Origin of the sequence: Ornithinibacillus scapharcae TW25, assembly GCF_000190475.1 — a bacterium.
Taxonomy (GTDB): domain Bacteria; phylum Bacillota; class Bacilli; order Bacillales; family Amphibacillaceae; genus Ornithinibacillus; species Ornithinibacillus scapharcae.
This window is the reverse complement of the sequence record NZ_AEWH01000012.1, coordinates 70,263-95,786: the sequence shown is the minus strand read 5'-3', so window position 1 is coordinate 95,786 and position 25,524 is coordinate 70,263. Positions and strand designations below refer to the sequence as shown.

The 25,524-nt window shown below is 38.3% G+C and carries 25 protein-coding genes; 17 read left to right on the top strand and 8 right to left on the bottom strand.

Going from position 1 to position 25,524, the window contains the following annotated elements; all coding sequences use genetic code 11:
* Positions 1-61: 61 nt before the first annotated feature.
* Positions 62-1,906, top strand: a complete 1,845-nt coding sequence (asnB, locus tag G5W_RS0103660) for an asparagine synthase (glutamine-hydrolyzing) (RefSeq protein ID WP_010094332.1) — start codon at positions 62-64, stop codon at positions 1,904-1,906.
* Between the two features lie 97 nt (positions 1,907-2,003).
* On the opposite strand, the gene G5W_RS0103655 is transcribed toward asnB, so the two are convergent.
* Entirely contained in the window at positions 2,004-3,284 is a 1,281-nt protein-coding gene (locus G5W_RS0103655; RefSeq protein WP_010094331.1) for a trypsin-like peptidase domain-containing protein, read from the bottom strand.
* Between the two features lie 355 nt (positions 3,285-3,639).
* Positions 3,640-4,089, bottom strand: a complete 450-nt coding sequence (locus G5W_RS0103650) for an Lrp/AsnC family transcriptional regulator (RefSeq protein WP_010094330.1) — start codon at positions 4,087-4,089, stop codon at positions 3,640-3,642.
* A gap of 205 nt (positions 4,090-4,294) precedes the next feature.
* On the opposite strand from G5W_RS0103650, the gene ggt reads away from it, so the two are divergent.
* The 6 genes from ggt (at position 4,295) to G5W_RS0103620 (ending at position 8,610) form a co-directional block, all read left to right on the top strand.
* On the top strand, positions 4,295-5,908 hold the full coding sequence (gene ggt, locus G5W_RS0103645) for a gamma-glutamyltransferase (RefSeq protein ID WP_010094329.1): 1,614 nt from the start codon (positions 4,295-4,297) through the stop codon (positions 5,906-5,908).
* Positions 5,909-5,938: 30 nt separating this feature from the next.
* Positions 5,939-6,499: a chromate transporter gene (locus G5W_RS0103640; protein ID WP_010094328.1), complete on the top strand. Its 561-nt coding sequence runs from the start codon at positions 5,939-5,941 to the stop codon at positions 6,497-6,499.
* Positions 6,500-6,501: 2 nt separating this feature from the next.
* A complete protein-coding gene (locus G5W_RS0103635; protein ID WP_029190998.1) occupies positions 6,502-7,029 on the top strand; it encodes a chromate transporter in 528 nt (175 codons plus the stop codon).
* Between the two features lie 171 nt (positions 7,030-7,200).
* Complete coding sequence (locus tag G5W_RS0103630; protein WP_010094326.1) at positions 7,201-7,740, top strand: DUF1572 family protein; 540 nt, start codon at positions 7,201-7,203, stop codon at positions 7,738-7,740.
* A gap of 42 nt (positions 7,741-7,782) precedes the next feature.
* Complete coding sequence (locus tag G5W_RS0103625) at positions 7,783-8,190, top strand: HIT family protein (protein WP_010094324.1); 408 nt, start codon at positions 7,783-7,785, stop codon at positions 8,188-8,190.
* A 126-nt stretch (positions 8,191-8,316) separates the two neighbouring features.
* Positions 8,317-8,610, top strand: coding sequence for a hypothetical protein (locus tag G5W_RS0103620; protein ID WP_010094322.1), 294 nt, complete (start codon positions 8,317-8,319; stop codon positions 8,608-8,610).
* 39 nt (positions 8,611-8,649) lie between these two features.
* Here the strand turns inward: G5W_RS0103620 and G5W_RS0103615 are convergent, their stop codons facing one another.
* The gene (locus tag G5W_RS0103615) at positions 8,650-9,435 is read right to left on the bottom strand and encodes a Cof-type HAD-IIB family hydrolase (protein ID WP_010094320.1); all 786 of its coding nucleotides are present in this window, start codon (positions 9,433-9,435) and stop codon (positions 8,650-8,652) included.
* 220 nt (positions 9,436-9,655) lie between these two features.
* Between G5W_RS0103615 and G5W_RS0103610 the strand changes: the two genes are divergently transcribed.
* Positions 9,656-10,108: a GNAT family N-acetyltransferase gene (locus tag G5W_RS0103610; RefSeq protein WP_010094318.1), complete on the top strand. Its 453-nt coding sequence runs from the start codon at positions 9,656-9,658 to the stop codon at positions 10,106-10,108.
* 55 nt (positions 10,109-10,163) lie between these two features.
* On the opposite strand, the gene G5W_RS0103605 is transcribed toward G5W_RS0103610, so the two are convergent.
* Together G5W_RS0103605 and G5W_RS0103600 are read right to left on the bottom strand one after the other, a co-directional pair.
* Complete coding sequence (locus tag G5W_RS0103605) at positions 10,164-11,861, bottom strand: M3 family oligoendopeptidase (protein WP_010094316.1); 1,698 nt, start codon at positions 11,859-11,861, stop codon at positions 10,164-10,166.
* A 172-nt stretch (positions 11,862-12,033) separates the two neighbouring features.
* Entirely contained in the window at positions 12,034-13,236 is a 1,203-nt protein-coding gene (locus G5W_RS0103600) for a dicarboxylate/amino acid:cation symporter (protein ID WP_010094314.1), read from the bottom strand.
* A 201-nt stretch (positions 13,237-13,437) separates the two neighbouring features.
* On the opposite strand from G5W_RS0103600, the gene G5W_RS0103595 reads away from it, so the two are divergent.
* Positions 13,438-13,728, top strand: a complete 291-nt coding sequence (locus G5W_RS0103595; RefSeq protein WP_010094312.1) for a hypothetical protein — start codon at positions 13,438-13,440, stop codon at positions 13,726-13,728.
* A gap of 117 nt (positions 13,729-13,845) precedes the next feature.
* Here G5W_RS0103595 and G5W_RS0103590 read toward each other — a convergent pair whose 3' ends face one another.
* Entirely contained in the window at positions 13,846-14,046 is a 201-nt protein-coding gene (locus tag G5W_RS0103590) for a hypothetical protein (RefSeq protein WP_010094310.1), read from the bottom strand.
* Between the two features lie 223 nt (positions 14,047-14,269).
* Positions 14,270-15,118: a CvfB family protein gene (locus G5W_RS0103585; RefSeq protein WP_010094308.1), complete on the bottom strand. Its 849-nt coding sequence runs from the start codon at positions 15,116-15,118 to the stop codon at positions 14,270-14,272.
* Between the two features lie 677 nt (positions 15,119-15,795).
* Between G5W_RS0103585 and G5W_RS0103580 the strand changes: the two genes are divergently transcribed.
* Positions 15,796-16,461, top strand: a complete 666-nt coding sequence (locus G5W_RS0103580) for a GntR family transcriptional regulator (RefSeq protein ID WP_050801643.1) — start codon at positions 15,796-15,798, stop codon at positions 16,459-16,461.
* 81 nt (positions 16,462-16,542) lie between these two features.
* On the opposite strand, the gene G5W_RS0103575 is transcribed toward G5W_RS0103580, so the two are convergent.
* Positions 16,543-17,361 carry a nucleotidyltransferase domain-containing protein gene (locus G5W_RS0103575; protein WP_010094306.1) on the bottom strand — a complete coding sequence of 273 codons (819 nt, stop codon included), beginning with the start codon at positions 17,359-17,361 and terminating at the stop codon, positions 16,543-16,545.
* Between the two features lie 176 nt (positions 17,362-17,537).
* Here G5W_RS0103575 and hpaI point away from each other — a divergent pair, with 176 nt between their 5' ends.
* The 7 genes from hpaI (at position 17,538) to G5W_RS0103540 (ending at position 25,457) form a co-directional block, all read left to right on the top strand.
* On the top strand, positions 17,538-18,458 hold the full coding sequence (hpaI, locus tag G5W_RS0103570; RefSeq protein WP_010094305.1) for a 2,4-dihydroxyhept-2-ene-1,7-dioic acid aldolase: 921 nt from the start codon (positions 17,538-17,540) through the stop codon (positions 18,456-18,458).
* A 12-nt stretch (positions 18,459-18,470) separates the two neighbouring features.
* Positions 18,471-19,958 carry a 5-carboxymethyl-2-hydroxymuconate semialdehyde dehydrogenase gene (gene hpaE, locus G5W_RS0103565; protein WP_010094304.1) on the top strand — a complete coding sequence of 496 codons (1,488 nt, stop codon included), beginning with the start codon at positions 18,471-18,473 and terminating at the stop codon, positions 19,956-19,958.
* 13 nt (positions 19,959-19,971) lie between these two features.
* Positions 19,972-21,438 (top strand): 4-hydroxyphenylacetate 3-monooxygenase, oxygenase component, encoded by a 1,467-nt coding sequence (hpaB, locus tag G5W_RS0103560; protein WP_010094303.1) that lies wholly within the window; start codon positions 19,972-19,974, stop codon positions 21,436-21,438.
* A gap of 12 nt (positions 21,439-21,450) precedes the next feature.
* Positions 21,451-22,434 carry a 3,4-dihydroxyphenylacetate 2,3-dioxygenase gene (gene hpaD, locus G5W_RS0103555; protein ID WP_010094302.1) on the top strand — a complete coding sequence of 328 codons (984 nt, stop codon included), beginning with the start codon at positions 21,451-21,453 and terminating at the stop codon, positions 22,432-22,434.
* Positions 22,435-22,465: 31 nt separating this feature from the next.
* Positions 22,466-22,942, top strand: a complete 477-nt coding sequence (locus tag G5W_RS0103550; RefSeq protein WP_010094300.1) for a flavin reductase family protein — start codon at positions 22,466-22,468, stop codon at positions 22,940-22,942.
* A 123-nt stretch (positions 22,943-23,065) separates the two neighbouring features.
* Positions 23,066-24,208: a Leu/Phe/Val dehydrogenase gene (locus tag G5W_RS0103545; protein ID WP_010094299.1), complete on the top strand. Its 1,143-nt coding sequence runs from the start codon at positions 23,066-23,068 to the stop codon at positions 24,206-24,208.
* Positions 24,209-24,218: 10 nt separating this feature from the next.
* Positions 24,219-25,457, top strand: coding sequence for a dihydrolipoamide acetyltransferase family protein (locus tag G5W_RS0103540; RefSeq protein ID WP_010094297.1), 1,239 nt, complete (start codon positions 24,219-24,221; stop codon positions 25,455-25,457).
* Positions 25,458-25,524: the final 67 nt, after the last annotated feature.

Below are 25,524 nucleotides of genomic sequence, written 5' to 3'. Positions count from 1 at the left end.
TAGCAGGGGGAATACCGGTGCAATTACTTTACACAAACTATTGTAGAAAGGAAAAAATGCGATGTGTGGAATAACCGGTATTGTGAATTGGAATAAGTTTGTCCGTGAGGAAAGAGAAACGCTTCAAACGATGACAGAGACCTTATCATTAAGAGGACCAGATGATACGAATCTTTGGTTTGATACGTTTGTAGGATTTGGTCATAAACGTTTGGCTGTTGTTGACCTTGAGGGTGGCAAACAGCCCATGCAAAAGAAAGCGAATGGAAGTGTCTATACCATTGTCTATAATGGAGAACTATATAATACAGCAGAATTGAGAAAGGAATTAATGCAAAGAGGACACGTATTTAAGACTTCCTCCGATACAGAGGTGCTTCTAACCTCCTATATCGAATGGAAAGAAAATTGTATAGATTATTTAAACGGCATATATGCTTTCGGAATCTGGGATGATGCTCGACAGCAGCTCTTTATGTCCAGAGACCGCCTAGGGGTTAAGCCATTATTTTATTTAGAAAATGCGGCAATGTTTCTATTTGGCTCTGAAATAAAAGCAATATTAGCACATGATAATGTGGAAGCGGAAGTAGATAATGAAGGGTTAGCAGAAATATTCGGGCTTGGACCTTCCAGAACGCCAGGACATGGAATATTTAAGAATATCCATGAGTTACGACCGGGGCATTCATTACGTTTTTCAAAAGACGGATTACACATATGGCGATATTGGAATGTGGAAAGTAAAGAACATAAGGACTCCGTGGAAGAAACGATAGAAAAGGTTCGTACATTATTTGTGAACGCGGTTGAACGACAATTAGTTGCAGATGTTCCGGTATCCACTTTTCTATCAGGTGGAGTGGATTCTAGCGCGATTACCGCTATTGCATCAGAATATTTCAAGCGTGAGGGAAGAGGAGCTCTTACCACATTCTCGATTGATTATGAGGGTAATGACCAACATTTTAAGGTGAGTAAATTTCAGCCATCCAATGATAAACCTTTTATTGATAAGATGGTCGAGGCATTCAACACTAATCACCATGACGAAATTATCACTGGAGATGAACTAGCACATTACCTTAAAGAGGCGGTTATTTTACGTGACCAACCAGGTATGGCAGATATTGATTCATCCTTATTATGGTTTTGTAAACAGGTAAAACAACATACGACAGTAAGTTTATCAGGAGAATGTGCTGATGAAATTTTTGGCGGATATCCATGGTTTCACGACCCTGAAGCCTCTGTTAATACATTTCCATGGGTGCGATCTCTTGAATCAAGGATAGACTTATTACGACCAGAATGGCAGAAAAGACTAGATTTAAAGACATATGTTCAAGGACGATACGAGGATACAATTGCCGAAACTCCATTACTTGAGGGAGAAAGTAAAGAGGATGCAAGAAGAAGAGAGTTATTTTATTTAAATATGCACTGGTTTATGCAACAGCTTCTTGACCGGAAGGACCGTATGAGTATGGGAGCAAGTCTTGAGGTTCGTGTTCCATTTGCAGATCATCATCTAGTAGAATATGTATGGAATATTCCTTGGGAAATGAAAATGTACGGTGGGCGAGAAAAGGGAATTCTTAGAAAAGCTTTGGAAGGAATTTTACCAGATGAAATTCTGTACCGTAAGAAGAGTCCTTATCCGAAAACGTTTCAGCCGGAATATACGAATCATGTTATCAGCTGGATGAGGGAAATTTTAGCTGATAGGAATGCACCACTATTTGAGTTTTTATCAAGAGATAAAGTGCAAGCAATTGTGGAAAGTAAGGGGAATGAACTGAGAGAACCTTGGTATGGTCAGCTCATGAAAGGCCCGCAACTAATCGCGCATCTTTGTCAAATTAATTATTGGTTAGAGACATATGATATTAAGGTGCAAAATTAATACAAATTCTATAAACAAAAGCCCGAACTCATTTTATCAATAGTTCGGGCTTTTGTTTCATTATTTATAATTCTTGTATCGAGCTACTAGCACAAGATTAATAAGGTAAGAATTCCTCTGAGTTCTCATCAAAATAATACCATAAACCATCTAGTTCATTGAAGAAGGTCCAGGCGTCTAAATCATCATCATAATAGAACCAACGGTCTGTTGCTTCATCATAATAGCTCCATTCTCCTGTTTCCTCATCAAAATATATATTATTATCTGCATTGGAATCATGGTTCTCGTAGGAATTTCCATTCTCCTCACTGTACCATTGCTCATAATAAGAATCTTCCGCCATATATTCCCATAAGGCGTCACCGAATTCCGACCAAAAATCTTCATAGCCATATTCCCAGTAGTTATAATAATCTTCATCCTCTGCATATTCCCCACCATCAAAGTATCCTTCGCCTGAAATATCAGTAGTATTCGAAAATAATGCGAGAATCTCTTCTTCATTCATTGGTTGATTAATCCAGGAATCAATAAGAGAATGAACGGTATATAACGGTATGCTAAAGCCGATTGAAGCGTCTTCTATACTTTCAGCAGAATTAATCGCGATAATTTTCTCGGAAGTTTTGGATATTAAAGGACCACCGCTACTTCCTGGAGAAATAGGTGCAGAAATTTGATACAAGTTTTCATAAACATAAGGATCAATCACAAAGTTACGGTTTTTTCCTGTGACGTATCCCATCGTGGCAGTATTTTCGAGTCCGAGTGGACTACCTAGTGCTATAATCTCTTCGCCTATTTTAGTAGAGTCTGAGAGTTCTAAGGGGAAAGGTTCTTTTCCAATAAGGTCTGGTACCTGGACTACAGCAATATCCGTTTCATTAGAGTATCCAATCACTGTTCCAGGGTATTCCACTCCACTAATGGTTTTAATAGAAACCTCAGTTGCACCTTCCACGACATGTGCATTCGTCACAACAGCACCATTTTTATTATATAGGAACCCAGAACCCTGACTGAATGGAGTGAAAACTGTATAGACTGTTTCCTGTGCTGTCGCAATAATTTCCGTTAATTCTTGTTTTTGTTCTTCTTGTAGGTTTTGTTTTTCTAGAACAGGAGAGGTCGTTTCTAGGACTTCTGGTTCTTCTTTTAGTTCGTTTGTTTCGGTGTCAGAAGCCAGCATATTAGAAACATCGGAGTAAAAATTAACCACTATTAAAATACTACCCACAATTGTCCCAACCAAAAGTAATGATAAGAACACTACTGTGAACGGGCTTAGTTTTGTATTATTTTTTTGTTTTGTCCCACAATGAGGACAATAAATTGAGTTTGGCCGTCTTTCTCCTCCACAAGAATGACAGTACATATAGGACTCCTCTTTTCACATCATCATACTACTATTATATCACGAAAGAATATGTCCTAATCTTGATAATTATAATTTTATAGTTAGATAGATGTTTGGGAGAGTGGTATTCCTGTGAAGTAACGAAAAGAAGAAGTTGCGCGAAACTCATCAGATTTCACGTGGAATCCCCAATAGTCGCGAGAGTATTATTAAACTCACGCGACCATATGATACTCGTGCGAGAAAGAATTAAGTTGGCGTAAGATGAACTGACACTAGCGTTACTTTTCATACAAGTCGAGCGCTTCGAGTACACTCTGGCACAGCATTCGACCTTCTCTGTAGAACCATTTATCCATACCACACCATTATTCTACAACTTATAGCCTGTCCGACTCTTAAATCGCTTCAAAATAACGGAGCTTTCCACTCGCGTAATACCTTCTACTGAATAAAGCTGTTCATTAATAAAGGTTTCTAGCTTTTGGAAATCCTCCACTAACACATGCATATGTAATGTACTTGGTCCTGTCATTTGATAGATACTAGCTACGTTTGGATTGTCTGCTAAATTTTGCGCAACAGTCTGTAACCGTCTTGGCTCTACATCAACTTCAAAGAATGCAGAAACCTTTTTGCCCATCTTTTCTGAATTGATTACAACAGAAAACTTCTCAATAATACCCTTGTCCTTCATAGCTTGAATTCGATCTTTTACAGCAACTCTTGATAGGCCAACCTTTTCGGCTAGCTCTACATAAGAAATACGTCCATCCTCAGACAATAGCTCTAATAATCGCTTATCAACATCATCATATTTCACTTGAAACCAGCTCCTATGATTACTTTGTGTTTATTAATTATAAAAGAAAATCAAACAAAATGAAAGTAAACGATAGCAAATAAAACTAATAGTTAAGTAATAAGAGTAAACTGCTTTATTTATGTAATTTCATTGATTGACAGATAACTAGATATTTCGTATGATGAAATAAATTTTGAAAAGACTGACTAGGGGGGAATATAAGATGCTTTCATTTAATCATCAGTCATATCCATATGCGAATACAAGACATTCTACATACGGGAAAAGAGGAATGGTTGCAACATCACAACCACTTGCTGCACAAGCAGGTTTAGAAATATTGAAAAAAGGTGGAAATGCAATTGATGCTGCCATTGCAACAGCTGCCTGTTTAACAGTTGTGGAACCAACATCAAACGGAATTGGTGGAGATGCTTTTGCCTTAGTATGGACAAAAGGAGAGTTACACGGGTTGAATGCTAGTGGTAAAGCACCAAATAATATCTCCATTGATGCCATTAAGGAAGCAGGATACGAAGAAATACCAACCCATGGTTGGATCCCAGTGACTGTACCAGGTGTTCCAGGGGCATGGGCAGAACTATCGAAGAAATTCGGAAAGCAACCACTTGAAGAAGTGTTGGAACCGGCCATTAAGTATGCAGAGGAAGGATATCCAGTATCGCCAACTCTAGGTAAGTACTGGAATTACGCTTACAAAAGCTATAAAACAAAACTAACGGATAAGGTATTTAAACCTTGGTTTGATACATTTGCACCAAATAATCGTGCACCAAAAGTAGGTGAAATTTGGTCTTCCAAAGGTCATGCAGAAACGCTTCGTTCCATTGGAAAAACTAATTCAAAATCCTTTTATCAAGGCGAATTGGCTGAAAAAATAGTGCAGTATGCGAAAGAAACTGGTGGCTATCTAACGAAAGAAGACTTAGCAGAATTCCAAGTGGAGTGGGTTAAGCCAATTAATGTTAACTACCGTGGCTATGATGTGTGGGAAATTCCACCAAATGGTCAAGGTATTATCGCTTTACAGGCTTTGAATATATTGAAGGGCTTTGAATTTCCTGAGAAAGAAAGTGTTGATACCTATCACAAACAGATAGAAGCCATAAAATTAGCATTTGCAGATGCCGAGAAATATGTAACAGACGAAGGTCATATGAAGGTTAGCTCCGAGCAATTACTTAGTGATGCATATGGTGAAAAACGTAGAAACCTAATTGGGGAAGAGGCATTACTTCCAGAAGCGGGTGACCCTTCATTAAGTGGTACAGTATATCTCGCTGCAGCGGATGGAGAAGGAAATATGATTTCTTATATACAGAGTAACTATATGGGATTCGGTTCCGGTGTTGTAATACCTGATACAGGAATTGCTTTACAAAACAGAGGACATAACTTCTCGATGGACCCTGAACATGTGAACGCGTTAGCAGGAGGAAAACGTACCTATCATACCATTATTCCGGGCTTTATGACGAAAGGCGACCAGCCTGTTGGTCCATTTGGAGTAATGGGTGGGTTTATGCAACCTCAAGGGCATGTTCAAGTGGTAATGAATACAGTTGATTTTGGATTGAATCCCCAATCTGCATTAGATGCTCCTCGTTGGCAATGGATGAAGGAAAAAATGATTGAGGTAGAAAATCGTTTTCCGCATCATCTTGCACAAGGTTTAGCGGAAAAAGGGCATCATATTAAGATAGCATTGGAACCAAATAGCTTTGGAAGGGGTCAAATTATATGGCGTGACCCCGAAACTGGCGTGTTAGTTGGAGGAACAGAATCACGAACGGACGGTTCCGTAGCAGCTTGGTAATACAACTAACAGAAAGGTGAAGTTCGAGTAATGAAAACACAGTGGCATTTATTTTTAGCTTTTTTTCGAGTGGGAATTCTGGGGTATGGTGGTGGTCCAGCCTCCATTCCACTTATTCATAAAGAAGTCGTCGAAACATATAAGTGGATGAAGGACGAAGACTTCGGTGACATGCTTGCCTTAGCAAACACCCTCCCAGGACCAATCGCAACAAAGCTCGCAGGCTATATTGGCTACCGAGTGGCAGGTGTGGTAGGGATGCTAAATGCCGTTATAGCAACCGTGCTTCCGACCATTTTATTATTAATTATTTTACTATCAACCCTTTCTTCATTTAAGGATATTGATTGGGTAAAAGGAATGACCGCAGCCGTCATTCCAGTTGTGGGAATGATGATGGCTACATTGACTTGGCAGTTCTTTGACAAGGCAAGAGAAGGAATGGGTTGGATCCCTACAGTGATTATGACGCTTGCTGTATTTATCATTATGCAACTACTAGGTGTGCATCCGGGAATTATCATTGCTATCCTAATCACGTTTGCCTTACTAATTCGAGACAAACAACGTGATAAAGGAGTGAAAGCCTGATGATGACATATTGGGAGATTTTCCTTGCCTTTTTCATTCCTGGGATATTGGGCTATGGTGGTGGTCCAGCTTCCATACCGCTAGTTGAAAATGAAGTTGTTGGTAGATATGGTTGGATGACCGTACAAGAATTTAGTGAAGTATTAGCGGTAGCTAATTCACTTCCAGGACCAATTGCAACGAAAATGGCAGGCTATATTGGATATGAGGTCGGAGGAGTACTTGGAGCTGTTATTGGTGTTTTCGCAACCGTGGCTCCTTCCCTCATCATTATGATCGCTTTATTAGGTTTATTGTATAAGTACAAAGATTCACCAAAAGTAAAACGAATCACATTATTTATTCGTCCGGTAATAGCCATTCTCTTAGGACTCATGGCATGGAGGTTTTTCTTTGAATCATATGAAGGAATAGGGATTATCCATACGATAGTATTAGGAGTCGGTAGTTATCTATTAATAGAACGAAGGAAAGTTCACCCAGCATTTGTCATACTCGGTGCCTTTGTTTATGGTGGTTTGTTGTTATAACTAAATACATGACCTTTACTCTTAAAATTTTGAGTAGAGGTCTTTTTTGTTGTAAGACAATTAAGAAAATATGCTTAGTTTATGATAAAATGATGATATAAAATGTTCGTGTAAGATAGAGGTTGGGTCAATACCATTACCTACATACCAAAAGCCTAGGAGGGGTCCTATATGAATATCGAAAATCAATATTTAAAAGTAGTGATTGAACGATTTAAAGGAATAAAAGTACTAGGTGATAAAACGATCGCGCAATTATCAGAAGCAGAGCTGCACTGGAAGTATAACAATGAATCCAATAGTATTGCTGTCATTATGAAACACATGGGTGGTAACCTAGTGTCGCGATGGACTGACTTTTTAACAACAGATGGGGAAAAAGAAGATCGAAATCGTGATGGAGAATTTATCGATGATAAACTATCGAAATCAGAGACCTTGGCCATTTGGGATAAAGGCTGGAAAATTGCATTAGATACGTTACATTCTTTACATCCTGACGACCTCTTAAAGACAGTATATATTAGAGGAGAAGCACATAATGTCATAGATGCCATTGAAAGACAACTAGCTCATGCAGCCTATCACATTGGGCAGATGGTCTATATAGGAAAACAAATAAAAGATAGTCAATGGACAAATCTAAGTATTCCAAAAGGGAAGTCACAAGAATACCTAAAATCAATGCTTGATGAGCAAAAAGAAAACTAGGTTTAAATATGGCATTGTGCAGGTGGAGAAGAGGGATTTCAAGTGAATAATTGTGAATTATGTAATTTAGAGTTAATACCTGAACAGAATATCATGCTTAGTAATGAGTACTGTATGTTTTTACAGCTCGATCAGTCCAAAGTCAAAGGGAGCCAACTTGAAGGGGCAGGCTTAATTGTGCCAAAGGAGCATCGTGAAACTGCTTTTGATCTAACGTTAGAAGAGTGGAATGCAACCTATTCACTTCTTCGCGATGTAAAAGCATTTTTAGATGAAAAATACCACCCGCAAGGCTATAACCTCGGTTGGAATTGTGGAGAGGTTGGTGGACAGCATATTTTTCATGCCCATTTTCATGTGATACCTAGGTATGTAGATGAACCACTGGCGGGAAAAGGAATACGTTATATGTTTAAAAGCGAAGAAAACAAACGAAAAGGAACAAGCTAGATAACGTTAAAAGATAGGAGGAGAATGAATAAAATTTTAACAAAGCTACATGGTTACCAATTTTTCGTTACTATCATTGAGAAACATATTAGATAAAATTTGTATGTAGAGGGTAGGAGGTTAATGATGGATGTTTTTATTATTATTATTATTATGTCTCTCGTCTGTTCCACTATATCTTCTACCCTTGTCTTGAAAAAGCAACAACATAAACCTATCAGTATGTTAGCAGCCTTCATCATAAATGCCGTTTTATTAATTGGAGCGTTTTGTTTTTTAACCAATCTGAATGATGAGTCAAAATTATTCGGGGCAGGAACTACCTACCTTTACATAATGGTTTTTACTATACCAGTGAATACATGGATTAACTTTTTGCTACTAATTGTTATTCAAACTAAGCTAACAAAACAATCATAAAAAGCAAAGCACAAATACTCCGGCTTTGCTTTTTGTCTTTTATTTCACCAATCCTAAATCTTTTAACCCATAATAAACCCCTGCTTCGGATACTGACTTCGTTTGATATTTGGCATAGGATAATAATTCAGGGTTTGCATTACCCATGGCAAAGCTTGCGCCGACAGTTTGAAGCATTTCTTTATCATTCATTCCATCACCAAAAGCTACAGCATGTTCTTTGTCTATTCCTAAATGAGCTAAGATAGCTTTTACTGCCTCACCTTTATTTACTGATTTACGGATTACATCATAGCAATCCTCAGCACCACTGACATTCACTTGAGAAAGGTGAATGTCATCATTGATCTCGTATAAAGGTACCTCGTCTGGCCTAATATTCAAAACAGTTGCACCTAATACATAATTAGTCAGTTCTTCATGAATTGGGTTGAGCGTTAACAATTGAAACATCTCTTGAAAGTCTTTAATGCGTGATGACTCGATGTCTTGTACATAGTTATCTTCACTTGTATAGAGCACGATATCGTGATCATGCTTTTTGATAATCTCCAAATACTCCGTTATGATCTCTTTTTTCATCGGTTCATCAACGATAGTTTCTCCCCGATAAATAGCCAGTGCACCGTTATATCCGATAAAAGAATTTATTTGTAAATCATCAGCAAGGTCACCTAATTCGTGGATAGGCCGACCAGTTGCAAGGAACACTTGAATCCCCTGTGCTTGAGCTTGCTTTATGGCCTCTTTTGTCTTTGGGTGATAGGTATGATCTGGTCTCAAAATAGTTCCGTCAATGTCAAGAAAAAGTATCTTATATGTCATATAAACCTCCTAGTAAATCACTTTTATATATAGTGTAACAAAATTTTTCTTGATTATCGCTTGAATATAGTTTTTAATTATGTGTAATTTCGGTAAAATAGATGTGTTAGTATATGTTTGAGGGGTAATCTAACAACTCTGCTATCGGGGATGACAACCAAGCTAACAGGAAAATAGATTTCTAGATAACTATATTTTTCTATAAGGTAGGAGAAAGGGCATGCAAATACGAAAGCTAAGAAAAGATGAAGTTCCTCCGATTGACTTATTGTTACACGCTGATCCTTCAGAGGAAATGATTATGGGTTATTTACAAAGAGGCGTTTGCTATGTTGCGGAGATGAATCATGACATAATAGGGGTCTATGTATTACTACCTACAAGACCAGGAACAATGGAAATTGTTAACGTTGCTGTATCGACACACTATCGAGGTAAGGGAATAGGAAAAGCACTTGTACAAGATGCAATTGAAAATGCTAGATTAAGTGGCTATAATGCAGTGGAAATAGGTACTGGAAACTCTAGTATAAATCAATTAGCTCTGTATCAGAAATGTGGATTTAGAATCATTGGGATTGATCCAGATTTCTTTATACGAAATTATTCAGAAGAAATCTTTGAATTTGGAATCCAGTGTCGAGATATGATTCGATTGAAATTAGACTTATAATCCATAAAAAACTCGCATTTCTAAAATGAGAAATGCGTAGTTTTTTTAATTTTGTTTATAGTGCTTTATCGTCTACGGAATCCAACCATTCTTCAATAGTTTTTACAATAGATTCTACAGTTCCTTCTTCAAATGGTGATAGAAGATTTGCTGCTTCTACTAAGCCAAGGAATGACTTGGAACCACCAAGTTTACAAAGGTTTAAATAATCTGCCCATGCCTCTTCATGATTTTCTCTGGAACGTTTCCAGAATTGGAATGCACAGATTTGTGCCAATGTATAATCAATATAGTAAAAAGGCACTTCATAAATATGTCCTTGACGCTGCCAAATAGCACCAGCTCCCCAATAAGGAATATCATCGTAATCACGATGTGGTAAATATTTAGCTTCAATTTGCTTCCATGCATTGCGTCGTTCTTCAGGAGTCCAGTCTGGATTTTCATAAACTAAATGCTGGAACTCATCTACAGCAACACCATAAGGTAGGAATATCAGTCCACTTGCTAAGTGAGAGTACTTGTACTTATCTGTATCTTCCTTAAAGAAAAGCTCCATCCATGGCCATGTGAAGAATTCCATACTCATGGAATGGATTTCGGCCGCTTCATGTGTAGGCCAATTATATTCGGGAATTCCAATATGACGGCTTTCGTAAACTTGAAATGCATGGCCTGCTTCGTGTGTTAATACATCAATATCTCCAGAAGTGCCGTTGAAATTAGAGAAGATAAAAGGAGATTGATAGTCATCGATATACGTACAATAGCCTCCAGATTCTTTTCCTTTTTTAGCTTCCAAATCCATTAAGTTGCGATCAAGCATGAAATGGAAGAATTCGTTTGTCTCAGGAGATAATTCTTCATACATTTTCTTTCCGTTTTCAATTATCCACTCTGGAGAACCTTTTGGTGTAGCGTTTCCTGTTTTATATTGGAAGCTTTCATCATAAAACTTTAAAGAATCTACTCCAATTCGCTCCGCTTGTTTTTTGTAGAGCTTAGTAACGAGGGGAACAATTGATTCTTGAACCTGCTTACGATACGTTGCCACCATTTCTGCATTGTAATCAATACGCATCATACGTATGTAGCCAAGTTCTACGAAGTTTTTATATCCAAGCGTAGTAGCGATTTCATGACGTACTTTTACTAGTTGATCATAGATAGTATCGAACTTTTCACCATTCGCCTCAAAAAATCCTGCTGAAGCTGCAGCCGCTTTTTTACGCACATCACGATTCTTGTCTTGTAGGAAAGGTCCGAGCTGTGCAAGTGTATAAGTATTCCCGTTAAACTCAATCTCAGCAGATGCTACTAACTTAGAGTATTCCGATGTTAATTTGTTTTCTTTCTGTAGTAATCCGATAACTTCGGGTGCGAAAGCCTTAATGGAATAATCTGCAATTTCGAAAAGCTGTGAACCCCATTTTTTCTCCAGTTCATCCCGGAAAGGGGTCTTGATTAGCTCCTTATAGAAATCTGTGCTAAGCTCTTGAACTTCAGGCGATACTTCGTCCCAGAAGTCCCGCTCTTTCTGATAGAATTCATCATTCGTATCAATAGAAGCACGAACATATACTAAATTAAATAATGTAGAAAAACGATTTCGAACCTCGTTTATTTTAGCAATTGCTTCATCCTGTGCTTTAACTGAGGTTGCATTTTTAAATGCATCTAGTAATTCGGCAAACTTAGCTTTTTCTTGTTCAAGATTAGGTCTTTCGTATGTATACTGCTCAAATGTTTGCATCCTTTTTCCCCCTTAAAATTAAATGAAAGGATTCTTTCTATTCCAGTTTACACTATTATTAGAAAAAATAAGATTATTTTGTTATAGCAAAATAATAAATTTTTCAGGACGTGAATTTTAAGCATTTGTAACAAAGAAAAAGTGAACTGGTTCTTAAACCAGTTCACTATAATTAAGCAGCAATAGATTCACTCTTTTTCTCGGATTTATCGATAACAACCGCTGCTGCTGCGTCGCCCATAATATTTACAGAAGTACGCATCATATCTAATATACGGTCTATTCCAGCGATTAGAGCTATTGCTTCTAAAGGTAAGTTAACAGCAGCTAATGTCATGGTCAACATAACCATTCCAGCTCCAGGAACACCTGCTGCACCTATAGAAGCAAGTGTTGCAACTAGAGCAACCACAATGAGTTGTGCCAAGGATAAGGATTCTCCAAAATATTGTGCAGTAAACATGACAGCTATTCCTTGATAAATGGCTGTACCATCCATGTTGATGGTTGCACCTAGAGGTAAAACGAAGCTAGTAGTTTCCTTGGATACACCTAGATTTTCCTCTGTGTTTTTCATTGTAACGGGAAGCGTACCTGAACTACTACAAGTAGAAAAGGCAACTGTAGCTGCTGGAAGAATACCTTTGAAGAACTCCAATGGGTTCATTTTCCCTAACGTCCTTAAAGCGATGGAATACACGAGTGCGACTTGGATTAAACAGGCTATGAGAACGGCGAGGATTAATTTCATTAGTGGCATCAATACATCAAGACCATATTGACCGACTATTGGTGCGAGTAGACCGAATATCCCAAGTGGAACAAGCTTCATCACAGCAGAAGTGATCTTATACATGATCTCCGATAAACCATCAAAGAAACGTTTAACCGGTTCTGCTTTTTCACCAACCATTGTAATTCCAAGGCCTAAGAAAATTGCGAAGAAGATAATCTGTAGAACATTTGCTGTAGCGAGGGATTCAATAGGATTAGTCGGAATAATATTTAATAATGTGTCGATTACACTTTGCGTTTCTCCGGAAGGTACGTTTTCTTCATTTAACGTGACATCCACACCTTTGCCAGGGGATAGAATGGAAGCAACAGTCAAACCAATGGCAACAGCAAAAAAACTTGTTATTAGATAAAATGCAATCGTCTTTCCACCCATTCGTCCAAGCTTCTTTAAGTCCCCAGCATTTGTTACACCTACAATAATAGTGGCTAGTATTAATGGGACAATGATAAATTTAATAAGTCGTAAGAATAGATCTCCGAGCGGCTGAACATACTTCGCGTTCTCACCAAGAATTAAACCTACAATGAGTGCTAATACAAAGGCCGCGAGTATTTGCCATAAAAAACTCTTTTTCATAGATAAAACTCCTTTCTTTTGGTATGATAAAACTAACTATGTTTTCAATAGGCAGTTATCAACCCCTTTTTATCGTAGTAACTGAAAGCACTTTCAAATATAGCGGTTGTTTATTTTTATTCGCTTCACACGAAAATTATATTAGTATATCAAAAAACTTTTGATATTTACTATAAATACATGATAAAGCGAGGTGTAAGCATGTTAGTACAGCATGTAATACAAATTGGGGCTATCCTTTCTGTAGCAGCTATTATTTTGGGCTTTATTTTTCTTAAGGCTACTCGTGGTAAAGGTTATTTACCATACGTAGTAAGTGCCATCCTATTTGTTGGTGGAATCGTTCTTGTTTGTGCCGCAACTCCTAAAAAAATTGAGATTATGGAAGTTGGACTTGGTGGCTGGGGAATTGCTAGCCTATTCGCTGCAGGAATTAGCTTCATCGTGACAGCAGTAAGTCATGCTTATCAAGTACATGATCAAAAAGCGTAACAAAGAAGTAAGGGCATCGCACAGTTTAAGGACTGTGCGATTTTTATCTTTAAGATGATGTTCATATTGGTGCGTAATTCATAAAGGGATTATGTATAAAGTAAAGTCCGGTATTTTCTATAGGTATTTCTGCGCACTTTGTTGTGCTCTAGCTATAATCATAGAAATCAAATAAACGCTTAGGAACGAAGCTACCCCTACAAATAGTAAATAAATTGGTGAAAATTTATTTGGATTTTCTCCTATGAAAAAGGCAATGAACGTAATTAATAAGGAAACGCTGACTGCTTTTTGAATATACTTGTTCTTTTTATTCATAATAATCTTCCTCCTATACGTAATGAATTATAATATAGTAATTATACCATTTGCTTCCATTTCCAGAAACCCAGTAAGTTCATTTTTATATGTTTTTTCTGTCTACCTATAAAAATGCCAACCTTTTTTACTTGGCAATATTGTAAAACAAAACAATCCACCTTTATCAATAGGATGGATTGTATCAATCAACTATATTCTTAAGAGAGGCAGTGCTGAGAAACTATTTTAAATATGTTTTCCCATCACGTTGCTCAATTTTTCCTTCTCTCATCAATTTCCCTAATGCTCGCTTAAATGCTGCCTTACTAATATTAAATGTTCCTCGAATATCGTCGGGATCACTTTTATCACTAAAAGGCATCATCCCATCTTGCTCTTCCAAGTGCTCTAATATCATTTCAGCATCATCATGCATACCATGTTGCTTAAGTGGGCGAAGAGATACGTTTAACGTGCCATCATATTTAACTTCGATTACACGTCCTTGCACTAGTTCACCAAGACGAGGTTCGGTTTTTCGTTCTGTATGGTGAATAAAGCCTCGATATTCTTCTTCGGTAATTATAGCAGTTCCTTCTCTGCTTGTATGATAGACTCTTCCACTAATCATTTCGTTTAATAATGAGTCTGGAGCTCGTTCGATTTCTCGCAGTATGACACCTTCTGTAGCAGGTAGAGCGAGTAGTCGTCCTTTTCTGTCTTTGCCTAATGTTACATAAAGCATATCATCTTCTTTAGGCCATACATTCTCAAAAAGAGGTAGGTCATCTTTTGAAACTAAAAATTCCTTGGTTGTCCCAATATCAACAAATGCCCCTAAATGTGGGAGAACATTCACGACCTTTGCCCAGCCATATCGGTCGATCACGACATTTGGTAGTTTCGTTGTTGCCGTAAGATTTCCCTTTTTATCTTGGTATAAGAACACATCTATTTCTTGTCCGGCTTCTAACTCCATATCCGTTTCGTTATGATGGAGTAGTGCTTCTGTCATATCCGCTTTTAAAACATATCCCGTATCAATTTTTCGGTCGACCATCATGGTTTGAATGGTTCCAATTTCAATCATTATTCAACCCTCTTTCATTTTATGTATTGGAAAAGGGATATCCTATCTGTTAGGATACCCCTTACAATTCTAAAGTAACACATCGTATATTTATTAATCCCCGAATGACATTTCGGGTGGGAAATTCATTATTCATAAGTTGCTTATAACTTTTGTGTCGTAATTTATTAACTCGGTTTTGGAATCGAGCTATTGAATTTCACTTAAACCGCGGTAAATCTTCCACGAAGACCAACTTGCATCAGTGGCTAGCAAGTAATTTGTCTCGGATGTCTTCTAACCTAAACAACGTAAGCCCTACCTGCTCTTACGTCCTTGCGACCCTATAGTCGCGCCAGTGTGAATAAGCATCAACAAAAACACTGTAGAATGCCAGATTCGTATGTCACTTTAGTAACTTATGTATTATCGCATGGATTCTGTTGTGTGTCAAGCTAGCTTTGAAAATGGTAATACTTATGTAATTAACAATGTAGGGAGGAAGCCGTAATCCATCCAAATGGTCGAACATTAATTGGTGACAATATTCCTGATAATTCTACAAAATATTTCCTGGGCAATAACCAGCATGATATATGCCGTAATCCGTTATGTCATATATTTCTACTGTATATGGCGATAATCATTTTCTGAATATTGACATTATATATTATTTCCTATACTATTATAGTATTATGATGATAAAAGAAAATAAACAACAAAAAGTCTACCGTATATTAAAAGGCAGAATTATTGAACGTGAATATGTACCAGGTCAACGAATCGTAATCGATCAGATTGCAAAGGAATTGGAGACGAGTTCCATTCCTGTACGCGAAGCAATTCGTCAGCTTGAAGCAGAACGATTAGTAGTGTATAAGCGCAACGTCGGACCCGTCGTTGCGGAAGTCAATGAATCGGATTACTTAGATACAGTACATGTATTAGCCTTATTGGAAGGGTATGCAGCTTCACTAGCAGCTAATAATTTCCCGAAAGATAAGTTAAAAGAGTTGGTTCAATTGAATGAACGAATGGAGGAGGCCTTAGAAGACTTCGATATTATCCAATTCAGCAAGTTAAATGCCACATTTCACAGGATTATTTGTGAACAATGTGGGAATAACTTTTTGCTGGAATCAATCCAAAATACATGGAATCGGATAGAATCTATTCGCGGTGTGGGTTCAACATTATATTCCAAACGAGTAAAAGAATCGATACGAGAACATCAACAAATAATAGCTCTATTAGAAACTGGTGCTTCAAAAGAAGTAGAAGTATTAGCTCGGGAGCATAAAGTGAAAACAGCTGAGAATTTTGAGAAGCGACGCAAAAATCTAATGGGAACCAATTCGAATTGATGAGCTAGAACATAAGCACTATGAATATATACTGCATTGTCACGCCTTGACGCAGTTTGTTCATGGTGTTTTTAAATGTAATCATGTTAAAGGGACATTAGGAAGAATGCTAGCTTCCTGAATGAAATTTTTACTGGCCCATTCACCTTCTCTTTGAAATAATTGGATCACCATCTGGCGATCGGTAGGTGGTTCGTCTATCCAATGGAGGAGGTCGAGCAAAACAGGCTGCTTTTTTGGAAAGTAGTGTATGAAAACATCAGCTTGTTCCTTCAATCTTGTTGTCCAAATCTGAGAACGAACCATAACCATGGAATAGAAAGTTCGGATAAGTTTACGAGCAAAATTTTGAGTTAGTAGTTTAAAGTCGCTTTCTGTGGCCTTATCAAAATTTGTTAAGACCCTGGATAAAGACTTATTGATATCACCATTGAATCGTATAGGTATTTCTTTTGTTAATTTATAGGGACCAAAGCGTTCTCCTAAATCCTCACCATAGAGACAAACACTAAGCTCACTAATAAATGCATTCTCATAGTAATTGGCCGGATCGAGTGTATAATCGTAAAATGCGATAGCTATTCCTACTTCTCTAATTAAGGTAGTGTACTTTTCCGAAAGGTCATTTCCTAACTTCTTTACCGTCGCAATACTATCGGCATCCAAATTCCCTTTAAACATAGCAATTAAATCTAAATCGGATTTACGAACTATCGCTTCTCCTCTTGCAACACTTCCATATACGTATACACTGTGCAATTGTGCCCCAAAGAGACTTTTAAGCCTTTCAATCGAATCTTGTATACAAGGTTGAAAGATATCACTTATCTTTTCTTTGTAAGCATCACTTATGATATACCCATTTCCGTCTAAACCATAGCCTGCTCTTAGTGTCTCCATTTAGTAACCTCCTTAACTCCATAAGCTAATCTCATTATATCGTCACATACCACTTTTCATCACCGGTAATTTACTTCTACATATAATTCCTTATTGACATGACATATGAAATCATATATGATTTAATTGTTCAGAAAATTATTATTAGTTAAAAACAATTGGTTGGAGGTAATCAAATGGCTTTTGAAGAGGCAAAAGAAAGATTACGAGGCTCTATCGCACCTGTGATTACACCGTTTCATGAAGATGAGAGCATTGATTTTGAAAAGTTTCAGGAATTAATCAATTGGCAAATAGCAAGTGGCAGTCATGGCATTTCCTGTACAGGTACATCCGGTGAACCAAGCTCGATGTCAATTGAAGAAAGAATAAACGTGATGGAAGTTGCCTGTAAAACCGTAAATGGAAGAGTTCCTTTTATACCAGGAACAGGATCAACCAACCACCAAGAAACACTCCGCATGACAAAAGCTGCTCAAGAAATGGGTGCTGACGCTGCAATGGTCATTGTCCCATACTACAACAAACCAAATCAACACGCATTATACAAACACTTCAAAGCAGTAGCAGATTCAGTAGATATACCAATCATATTATATAACATCCCAGGACGAACGGCGATAAATTTGGAAGCGGTTACAATAGCGAGACTTTCAGAAGATTGTCCAAATATCATTGGAGTCAAAGAATCGAATAAAGATTTTGAACATGTAAATAAAGTATTACTGAAATGTGGTCGAGAATTTAATCTTTATTCAGGTATTGAAGTATTATGCTATCCAATGCTTGCGATCGGTGGAGCAGGACATATCAGTGCAACTGCAAACGTAGCTCCACGTGAAGTCGCAGAGGTTTATAACCGTTGGGCAGAGGGAGATGTAAAGGGAGCACAGGATTTGCATTATGAGTTAATGCCACTTAATGATGTGCTTTTCCGAGATACCAATCCGGCACCAGTAAAAGCTGCTCTAGGAATGATGGGGAAAATCAAACCAATTCTTCGAAAACCATTAGATGTCCCATCATCCGAAATTCAGGCGGAAATTAGAGAAGTATTACTAGATTACCAGCTTATTACAGAAGATGTGGAAATCTAAGGAGGGTCTAAATTGATTGAGAAAATAGAGGATGTAAAGCTCTACATAAATGGTGAATTTGTAGATGCAACTGGCAAAGAAACCTTTGAAAATATTAATCCTTTTACCAATGAATCGATCAATCTAGTTTCAAAAGGTGATCAAGCAGATATTGAGAAGGCTGTCACTGCGGCTAAGGATGCTTTTGAGAATGGACCATGGGGTTCCATGAAGATAAAGGAACGTATGAAATATATTGAAAGAATTGCAGATTTGATCGAAGAGGAAGCAGAAACAATTGCACATCTTGAGTCGATGGATTCTGGTTTGCCGATAAGTCAAACTCGTAAAATGGCTGCCCGTGGTGCAGAGAATTTTCGTTTTTACTCCCGGATGGTACAGGCAAGAATGCATGGGGATGCATATCAGGTGGATGATGAATTTATTAATTACACTGTTTATCAACCATTAGGGGTTGTTGGTTTAATCACTCCTTGGAATGCTCCATTTATGCTATTAACTTGGAAGGTCGCACCGGCACTGGCAACGGGAAACACAGTAGTGTTAAAGCCAGCAGAGCTGTCACCGTTATCAGCAAACATTTTAGCCAATGTTATGCAAAAAGCTGAGTTGCCTAAAGGCGTATTTAATGTTGTTCATGGTTTTGGAGAAACAGCAGGAGAGTCGCTAGTGAAACATCCAGATGTTAAAGCTATTTCATTTACAGGAGAAACAACGACTGGAAAACGTATTATCAAAAATAGTGCGGATTCTTTGAAGAAAACCTCGATGGAACTAGGTGGAAAATCACCACTAATTGTCTTTGAGGATGCGGATTTTGAAAATGCACTGGACGCTGCTGTTTGGGGAATCTTTTCCTTCAATGGGGAACGCTGTACAGCGAACTCTAGAGTATTTGTTCATAAGAGCTTAAAGGAAAAGTTTACTGAGGCTTTAAAGCAACGTGTACAAAATATTATAGTTGGTGATCCAAAAGAAAATGATACAGAAATCGGACCGTTAATTGATAAAGGTCATTTCCAAAAGGTTACGGGGTACATTGAGCTTGCAAAAGAGGAAGGCTGCGAAGTGTTTCAAGGCTCAGTACCTGAACAGTTTTCTGCAGGGAATTATGTACCACCTACCCTTTTATTAAATGCAAAAAATGATATGCGGGTTTGCCAAGAGGAAATTTTCGGACCGGTAATGGCTGTTATCGAATTTGAAACGGAAGAAGAAGTTGTCCAAATGGCTAATGATATTGATTACGGTCTTGCCGGTTATGTATGGACAAGTGATATTAAGCGAGCACATCGAGTAGCACAATCAATTGATTCGGGAATGATCTGGGTTAACTCACAAAATGTTCGAGACTTACGGATTCCATTTGGTGGAATGAAGGCAAGTGGTATCGGTCGTGAAGGTGGTCATTTTGCAATCTTTGAATTCTACACGGAGCCTAAAGCAATTCATGTCGCAATCAGCGACCATCATATACCAAAATTTGGAATGAAAAAATAAGGAGGGAACCAATATGCCAGCTAAAACGGGAAAAGAGTATATCGAAGGGTTAAAAAAGGCGAATAACAATATTTATATTCATGGAGAACGAGTAGATGATGTAACAGAACATCCTGCATTTAAAAATGTCATTAAATCGATGGCTAATCTATATGATTTACAGTATGAAAAACCTGAAAAAATGCTTTATACTTCTCCAACTACAGATAATAAGGTAGGAATGACGTTTTTACAACCTAGGTCAATTGAGGATCTAATTAAACGTCGTGAAGCTATTCAGGAGTGGGCACGGACATCAGGGGGGATGATGGGACGCTCTCCGGATTATTTGAATGCAGAGGTAATGGCAATGGGTGTTAATAACAGCCTTTTCGCTGAGGGTGATCCTCGTTTTGCGGAAAATGCCCGCAACTATTATGAGTACGCTCGTGAAAATGATATTAGCCTAACACACACATTAATCCATCCGCAAGTAAATCGTGCCAAGGCACAGCACCAACAAAAAGATGCTAATGTTGCTCTTCACCTGGTGGAAGAACGCCCGGATGGGATTATTGTAGATGGCATTCGGTTATTAGCAACGCAAGGGGGAATTACGGATGAAATTCTAGTATTCCCATCTACCGTCAAGAAAGCAGGAGAATTAGATGATCCGTATTCATTAGCATTTGCAATCCCTAACAATACTCCGGGATTAAAGTTCATTAGCCGTGAATCATTCGATTATGGCAAAAGCGAATGGGATCATCCACTTGGTTCTCGTTTTGATGAAGGAGATGCTATTGTTTCCTTTGAAAATGTCTTCGTTCCATGGGAGCGTGTATTTGTTTGTGGGAACTCATCTGTATGCAACCGAACATTTAAAGAGACAAATGCTGTTGTTCATATGTCTCATCAGGTTGTATCGAAAAACATTGTAAAGACCGAGTTTGTTTTAGGTGTTGCACTTAGTATAATGGATGCTATTGGGATTGATCAGTTCCAGCATGTCCAAGATAAAGGTACTGAAATCATGTTGTCATTAGAGACGATGAAATCTCACTTATATCGCGCAGAGCATAATGCAAAGCTAGATAGCTCTGGCACAATGACACCTGACTTTGCGGCACTTGACGCGGCACGCAATTGGTACCCGAGGATCTTTCCTCGCTTAACGGAAATTGTGCGTATTTTAGGTGCTTCTGGCTTAATGGGAATTCCTACAGAGGCTGACTTTAATCATGCTGAAATTGGACCAATTATTCATCGCGGTTTACAAGGGAAGAATCTCGAAGGTTATGAACGTGTCCAGTTATTCCGTCTAGCTTGGGATTTAACGTTAAGTGCGTTCGGTAGTCGTCAAACACACTATGAGTACTACTTTTTCGGTGACCCAATACGTATGGGAATGACTTATTTTGATAACTACGATAAAGAACCGTTTAAGCAATATGTACAAGATTTCTTGAAAAAATCCAGTGGCGTGAAAGCTTCCAATTAAGGGGGAAAGAAGATGGACTATAATGTGATTCGATGTGCGAGAGCCATACTACGTGTGACAGATCTAGAGGCATCGCAAAAATTTTATGTGGATGCACTCGGCTTTATCGAAACGGAATCAAATGACGAATATATTTATCTTCGCGGCTTAGAAGAACATAATCATCACAGTTTAGTGTTAAAAAAAGCTGATTCTCCTGCAGTAGAAGCGTTAGGCTATAAAGTATCATCAGAACAGGATTTGGATGCACTGTCACGTATGTTTGAAAGGGAAGGCTACGCGACAAAATGGATGGAAAAAGGTAGTCAGCACGCCCTTGGGCGCTCACTCCGTGTGAATGATTTATCGGGATTACCACTTGAATTTTTTGCAGAAATGGAAACAGTGGAACGTTTATTACAACGCTATGATTTATATAAAGGCTCTAGAATGCAGCGGATTGACCATTTTAACTGTGCTGTGCCTGATGTGGAGGCAGCATATGCATTCTATAAAGAAAAGCTAGGATTCGCTTGCTCAGAATATACCGATACACCAGAAGGAAATACATGGGCAGCCTGGCTTCATCGAAAGCAAAATGTGCATGATGTTGCCTTTATGAATGGAAAAGGTCCTAGAGTGCATCATATTGGCTTCTGGTTACCAGATCAATTAGCACTTATCCATACCTGTGATGTGCTTGCATCAATGGGTTATGGTGAAGCAATTGAACGAGGTCCAGGTAGACACGGACTTTCTAATGCTTTCTTCTTATATTTGCGTGATCCCGATGGACACAGAATTGAACTATATAGTGGGGATTATTTAACTAGTGACCCTGATTTTGAGCCGATTCGTTGGGATATTAATGATCCGATGCGTCAAACATTCTGGGGACACGCTGCACCGGATAAATGGTTTAATGAAGCATCAAATGTTCTAGATGTGTTCACACAAAAAGAAGTTGACTTACAGGCTGCAAAGCTAGAGCAGCATAAGCCTACCTTTGTGATTTAAGCTGAATTTTCTAGAAAAGGGGGGTTCATAAATGGATGATCGTTTGTTCCGTAATGCAATGGGAAAATTTGCAACAGGTGTCACGGTAATTACCACGAAGCTTGGGGAGGAGATTCATGGAATGACGGCAAACGCCTTTGTGTCTGTTTCCTTAAATCCGAAGCTCGTACTAGTATCCGTTGATCATAAAGCAACGATGAAACGATACATCGAAAATGCTGGTAAGTTTGCGATAAGCTTTCTAAAGCAAGATCAGAAGGACTTATCTGCTTATTTTGCAGGACAAATCGATGAGATTCGTGAAATAGATTTTCACTGGTTCCATGAAATGCCAACGATAAAAGAAGCATTGGTGAATATCGTATGTGAGCTTCATAATTCAATTGATGCAGGAGACCACACGTTATTTATTGGGAAGGTAGAAGGATTAGAGGTTCGAGATGGAGAGCCACTGGCATTCTTTGAAGGAAAATATCGTGAGTTAGGTAACAGTGAGCGTATAACATAATGTAATAGAAAATGAGAATAACTACTAGTATTCTCTGGTGTTGGAGAATTGTAAGTGATGCTTGGCTAGTTAGAAAAGCTTTGGAATAAGAGTTTCATAATCTTGCTGATAGGGGGTTAAACCATGAAACAGCAATTAGATAAGTCACCCGAGATGTCAATGGATATATTTGGAAAGATAAGTGGGCATGAACAAGTTGTATTCTGTAATGACCCAAGTACAGGGTTACAGGCTATTATTGCAATCCATAGTACAACACTTGGACCAGCACTTGGTGGAACGAGGATGTACCCGTATGCCACTGTTGAGGAAGCGTTGGAGGATGTTTTACGTTTATCGGAAGGAATGACTTACAAGTGTGCTGCAGCTGATATCGATTTTGGTGGAGGAAAAGGTGTCATTATTGGTAACCCAAAAACAGATAAGTCTCCAGCGTTATTTAGGGCTTATGGCCAATTCGTCGATTCACTAAATGGTAGGTTCTTTACTGGAACAGATATGGGAACGACGATGGACGATTTTGTGCAAGCATCAAAGGAAACAAATTTTATTAATGGCATACCGGAAGAGTTTGGCGGTGGTGGAGATTCCTCGGTTCCAACTGCACAAGGTGTTATGTATGGATTAAAAGCTACTAATCTCTATTTATTTGGCGATGAGTCACTTGCAGGCAAGACGTTTGCCATTCAAGGTTTAGGTAAGGTTGGATTCAAAGTAGCGGAACAATTACTTGAAGCTGGTGCGAGTTTAGTCGTAACTGATATCTCGCAAGAATCGATTGAAGGTATTCAATCGAAGGCAAACGCCTACGCCGGAAATGTAACGGTTGTGTCTAGTGAGGAAATCTATGAAGCGGATGCAGATATCTTTATCCCATGTGCAATGGGTGGCATCCTAAACGATGATACGATTGAGAAGCTAAAGGTAAAGGCTGTTGTAGGATCAGCAAATAATCAGTTAAAAGAAGAATATCATGCAAAAATCCTTCATGAACGTGGAATCCTATATGCTCCTGATTATATTGTAAACGCTGGTGGATTAATCCAAGTAGCAGATGAATTATATGGAGCAAATAAGTCTCGTGTCTTATTGAAAACCAAAACCATCTATCAATCTATTTTAGATATTTACAAGCAATCAGAGTTAGATGCCATCACGACATTAGAAGCTGCCAATCGTAAATGCCAGCAGCGTTTAGAAGAACAAAGACAACGAAATAATTTCTACTCCAGACAAAAAAGCCCGAAGTGGACATTTTATAAATGAGGTGTAACCTATGGTCGAGGTAAAATTTCATGATATTGGCGAAGGAATGACAGAGGGCGAAATTGTTAGTTATTTAGTTAAAGTAGGGGATGCGGTTAAGGTTGATCAGCCTCTTGTAGAAATGCAAACCGATAAGATGGTTGCAGAGATTCCATCACCAACTGCTGGGGTTATAAAAACTCTTAACTATACGGAAGGAACTACTATTACAATTGGTTCCGTTTTACTAGAAATCGATGATGGTAAAGAAGAACCACAGCCCCTTAACTCAGAAAAAGAAGTTTCTGCTGCGGTGATGACAATGGAGAAAAAGGAAATAAATGCTGATTCACCCAAAGATAAGCAACCACCAAAACGAATTATTGCGGCACCTCATACGCGAAGAATTGCACGGGAAAATAATGTGAATATCGAAGAGGTTGTTGGATCTGGTCCGGCTGGTAGAGTAACCGATGATGATATTTTCAGGTTCATTCGCGAACGTGAGGGAAATGTGGAGCCGACTAAACTAGAAGAGGCAGAGTCTATACCTGTTATAGAAGAATCTAAAACTATAGTTGGAGATACAATTCCATTTACCGGTATCCGTAAACAAATAGCGATGAAGATGACGGAATCCCTTTCTACCATTCCACATGTTACACATTTTGATGAAGCGGATTTATCAAATTTATTGGCTTTCCGTCAAGAACTGAAGGAAACTGGTACCAATATCTCTGTAGTGGCATTTTTCCTAAAAGCATTAGTCATAACGTTGAAGGAGTTCCCGTTATTTAATGCACAGCTTGACGAGGAAAATCAGGTAATTCGTCTTTTGAAAGACTATCATATTGGTTTGGCGACGAATACAGAGAAGGGACTGCTAGTGCCGGTACTTCGTGAGGTAGATAAGAAATCCATTCATGAAATTCATGATGAGATGAAGACATTAACGAAGAAAGCACAGGAGCAGAAGCTATCAGCTGCTGAAATGAAAGGTGGCACCTTTACCATCAGTAATGTTGGTCCACTTGGGGGAATAGCAGCAACACCAATTATTAACCATCCACAAACAAGTATAATAGCGTTTCATAAGACAAAGAAAATGCCAGTTGTCATGGAAAACGATGAGATTGCTATTCGTTCCATTATGACGATGTCGCTGTCTTTTGATCATCGTATCATTGATGGGGCAGACTCGGTAATGTTTACGAATCGTTTTATTGAACTGATAGAGCAACCGAAAAAACTATTATTATATTTGCGCTAGATATTCATTACGGGCAGGGTACCAAAAATGGTTCTACTGCCCGTTAACCTATGAATAAATTTATAAA

What these genes read in the sequence shown, in the direction of transcription:
- G5W_RS0103655 (WP_010094331.1), bottom strand. Translation starts at nt 3,284, where the DNA reads ATGTACTGTCATTCTTGTGGAGGAGAAAGACGGCCAAACTCAATTTAT.
- G5W_RS0103615 (WP_010094320.1), bottom strand. Translation starts at nt 9,435, where the DNA reads ATGACATATAAGATACTTTTTCTTGACATTGACGGAACTATTTTGAGA.
- hpaI (WP_010094305.1), top strand. Translation starts at nt 17,538, where the DNA reads ATGGCTTTTGAAGAGGCAAAAGAAAGATTACGAGGCTCTATCGCACCT.
- ggt (WP_010094329.1), top strand. Translation starts at nt 4,295, where the DNA reads ATGCTTTCATTTAATCATCAGTCATATCCATATGCGAATACAAGACAT.
- G5W_RS0103605 (WP_010094316.1), bottom strand. Translation starts at nt 11,861, where the DNA reads ATGCAAACATTTGAGCAGTATACATACGAAAGACCTAATCTTGAACAA.
- G5W_RS0103575 (WP_010094306.1), bottom strand. Translation starts at nt 17,361, where the DNA reads ATGGAGACACTAAGAGCAGGCTATGGTTTAGACGGAAATGGGTATATC.
- G5W_RS0103640 (WP_010094328.1), top strand. Translation starts at nt 5,939, where the DNA reads ATGAAAACACAGTGGCATTTATTTTTAGCTTTTTTTCGAGTGGGAATT.
- G5W_RS0103580 (WP_050801643.1), top strand. Translation starts at nt 15,796, where the DNA reads ATGATAAAAGAAAATAAACAACAAAAAGTCTACCGTATATTAAAAGGC.
- G5W_RS0103585 (WP_010094308.1), bottom strand. Translation starts at nt 15,118, where the DNA reads ATGATTGAAATTGGAACCATTCAAACCATGATGGTCGACCGAAAAATT.
- asnB (WP_010094332.1), top strand. Translation starts at nt 62, where the DNA reads ATGTGTGGAATAACCGGTATTGTGAATTGGAATAAGTTTGTCCGTGAG.
- G5W_RS0103630 (WP_010094326.1), top strand. Translation starts at nt 7,201, where the DNA reads ATGAATATCGAAAATCAATATTTAAAAGTAGTGATTGAACGATTTAAA.
- G5W_RS0103600 (WP_010094314.1), bottom strand. Translation starts at nt 13,236, where the DNA reads ATGAAAAAGAGTTTTTTATGGCAAATACTCGCGGCCTTTGTATTAGCA.
- G5W_RS0103590 (WP_010094310.1), bottom strand. Translation starts at nt 14,046, where the DNA reads ATGAATAAAAAGAACAAGTATATTCAAAAAGCAGTCAGCGTTTCCTTA.
- G5W_RS0103595 (WP_010094312.1), top strand. Translation starts at nt 13,438, where the DNA reads ATGTTAGTACAGCATGTAATACAAATTGGGGCTATCCTTTCTGTAGCA.
- G5W_RS0103540 (WP_010094297.1), top strand. Translation starts at nt 24,219, where the DNA reads ATGGTCGAGGTAAAATTTCATGATATTGGCGAAGGAATGACAGAGGGC.
- G5W_RS0103550 (WP_010094300.1), top strand. Translation starts at nt 22,466, where the DNA reads ATGGATGATCGTTTGTTCCGTAATGCAATGGGAAAATTTGCAACAGGT.
- G5W_RS0103635 (WP_029190998.1), top strand. Translation starts at nt 6,502, where the DNA reads ATGACATATTGGGAGATTTTCCTTGCCTTTTTCATTCCTGGGATATTG.
- hpaB (WP_010094303.1), top strand. Translation starts at nt 19,972, where the DNA reads ATGCCAGCTAAAACGGGAAAAGAGTATATCGAAGGGTTAAAAAAGGCG.
- hpaD (WP_010094302.1), top strand. Translation starts at nt 21,451, where the DNA reads ATGGACTATAATGTGATTCGATGTGCGAGAGCCATACTACGTGTGACA.
- G5W_RS0103545 (WP_010094299.1), top strand. Translation starts at nt 23,066, where the DNA reads ATGAAACAGCAATTAGATAAGTCACCCGAGATGTCAATGGATATATTT.
- G5W_RS0103610 (WP_010094318.1), top strand. Translation starts at nt 9,656, where the DNA reads ATGCAAATACGAAAGCTAAGAAAAGATGAAGTTCCTCCGATTGACTTA.
- G5W_RS0103620 (WP_010094322.1), top strand. Translation starts at nt 8,317, where the DNA reads ATGGATGTTTTTATTATTATTATTATTATGTCTCTCGTCTGTTCCACT.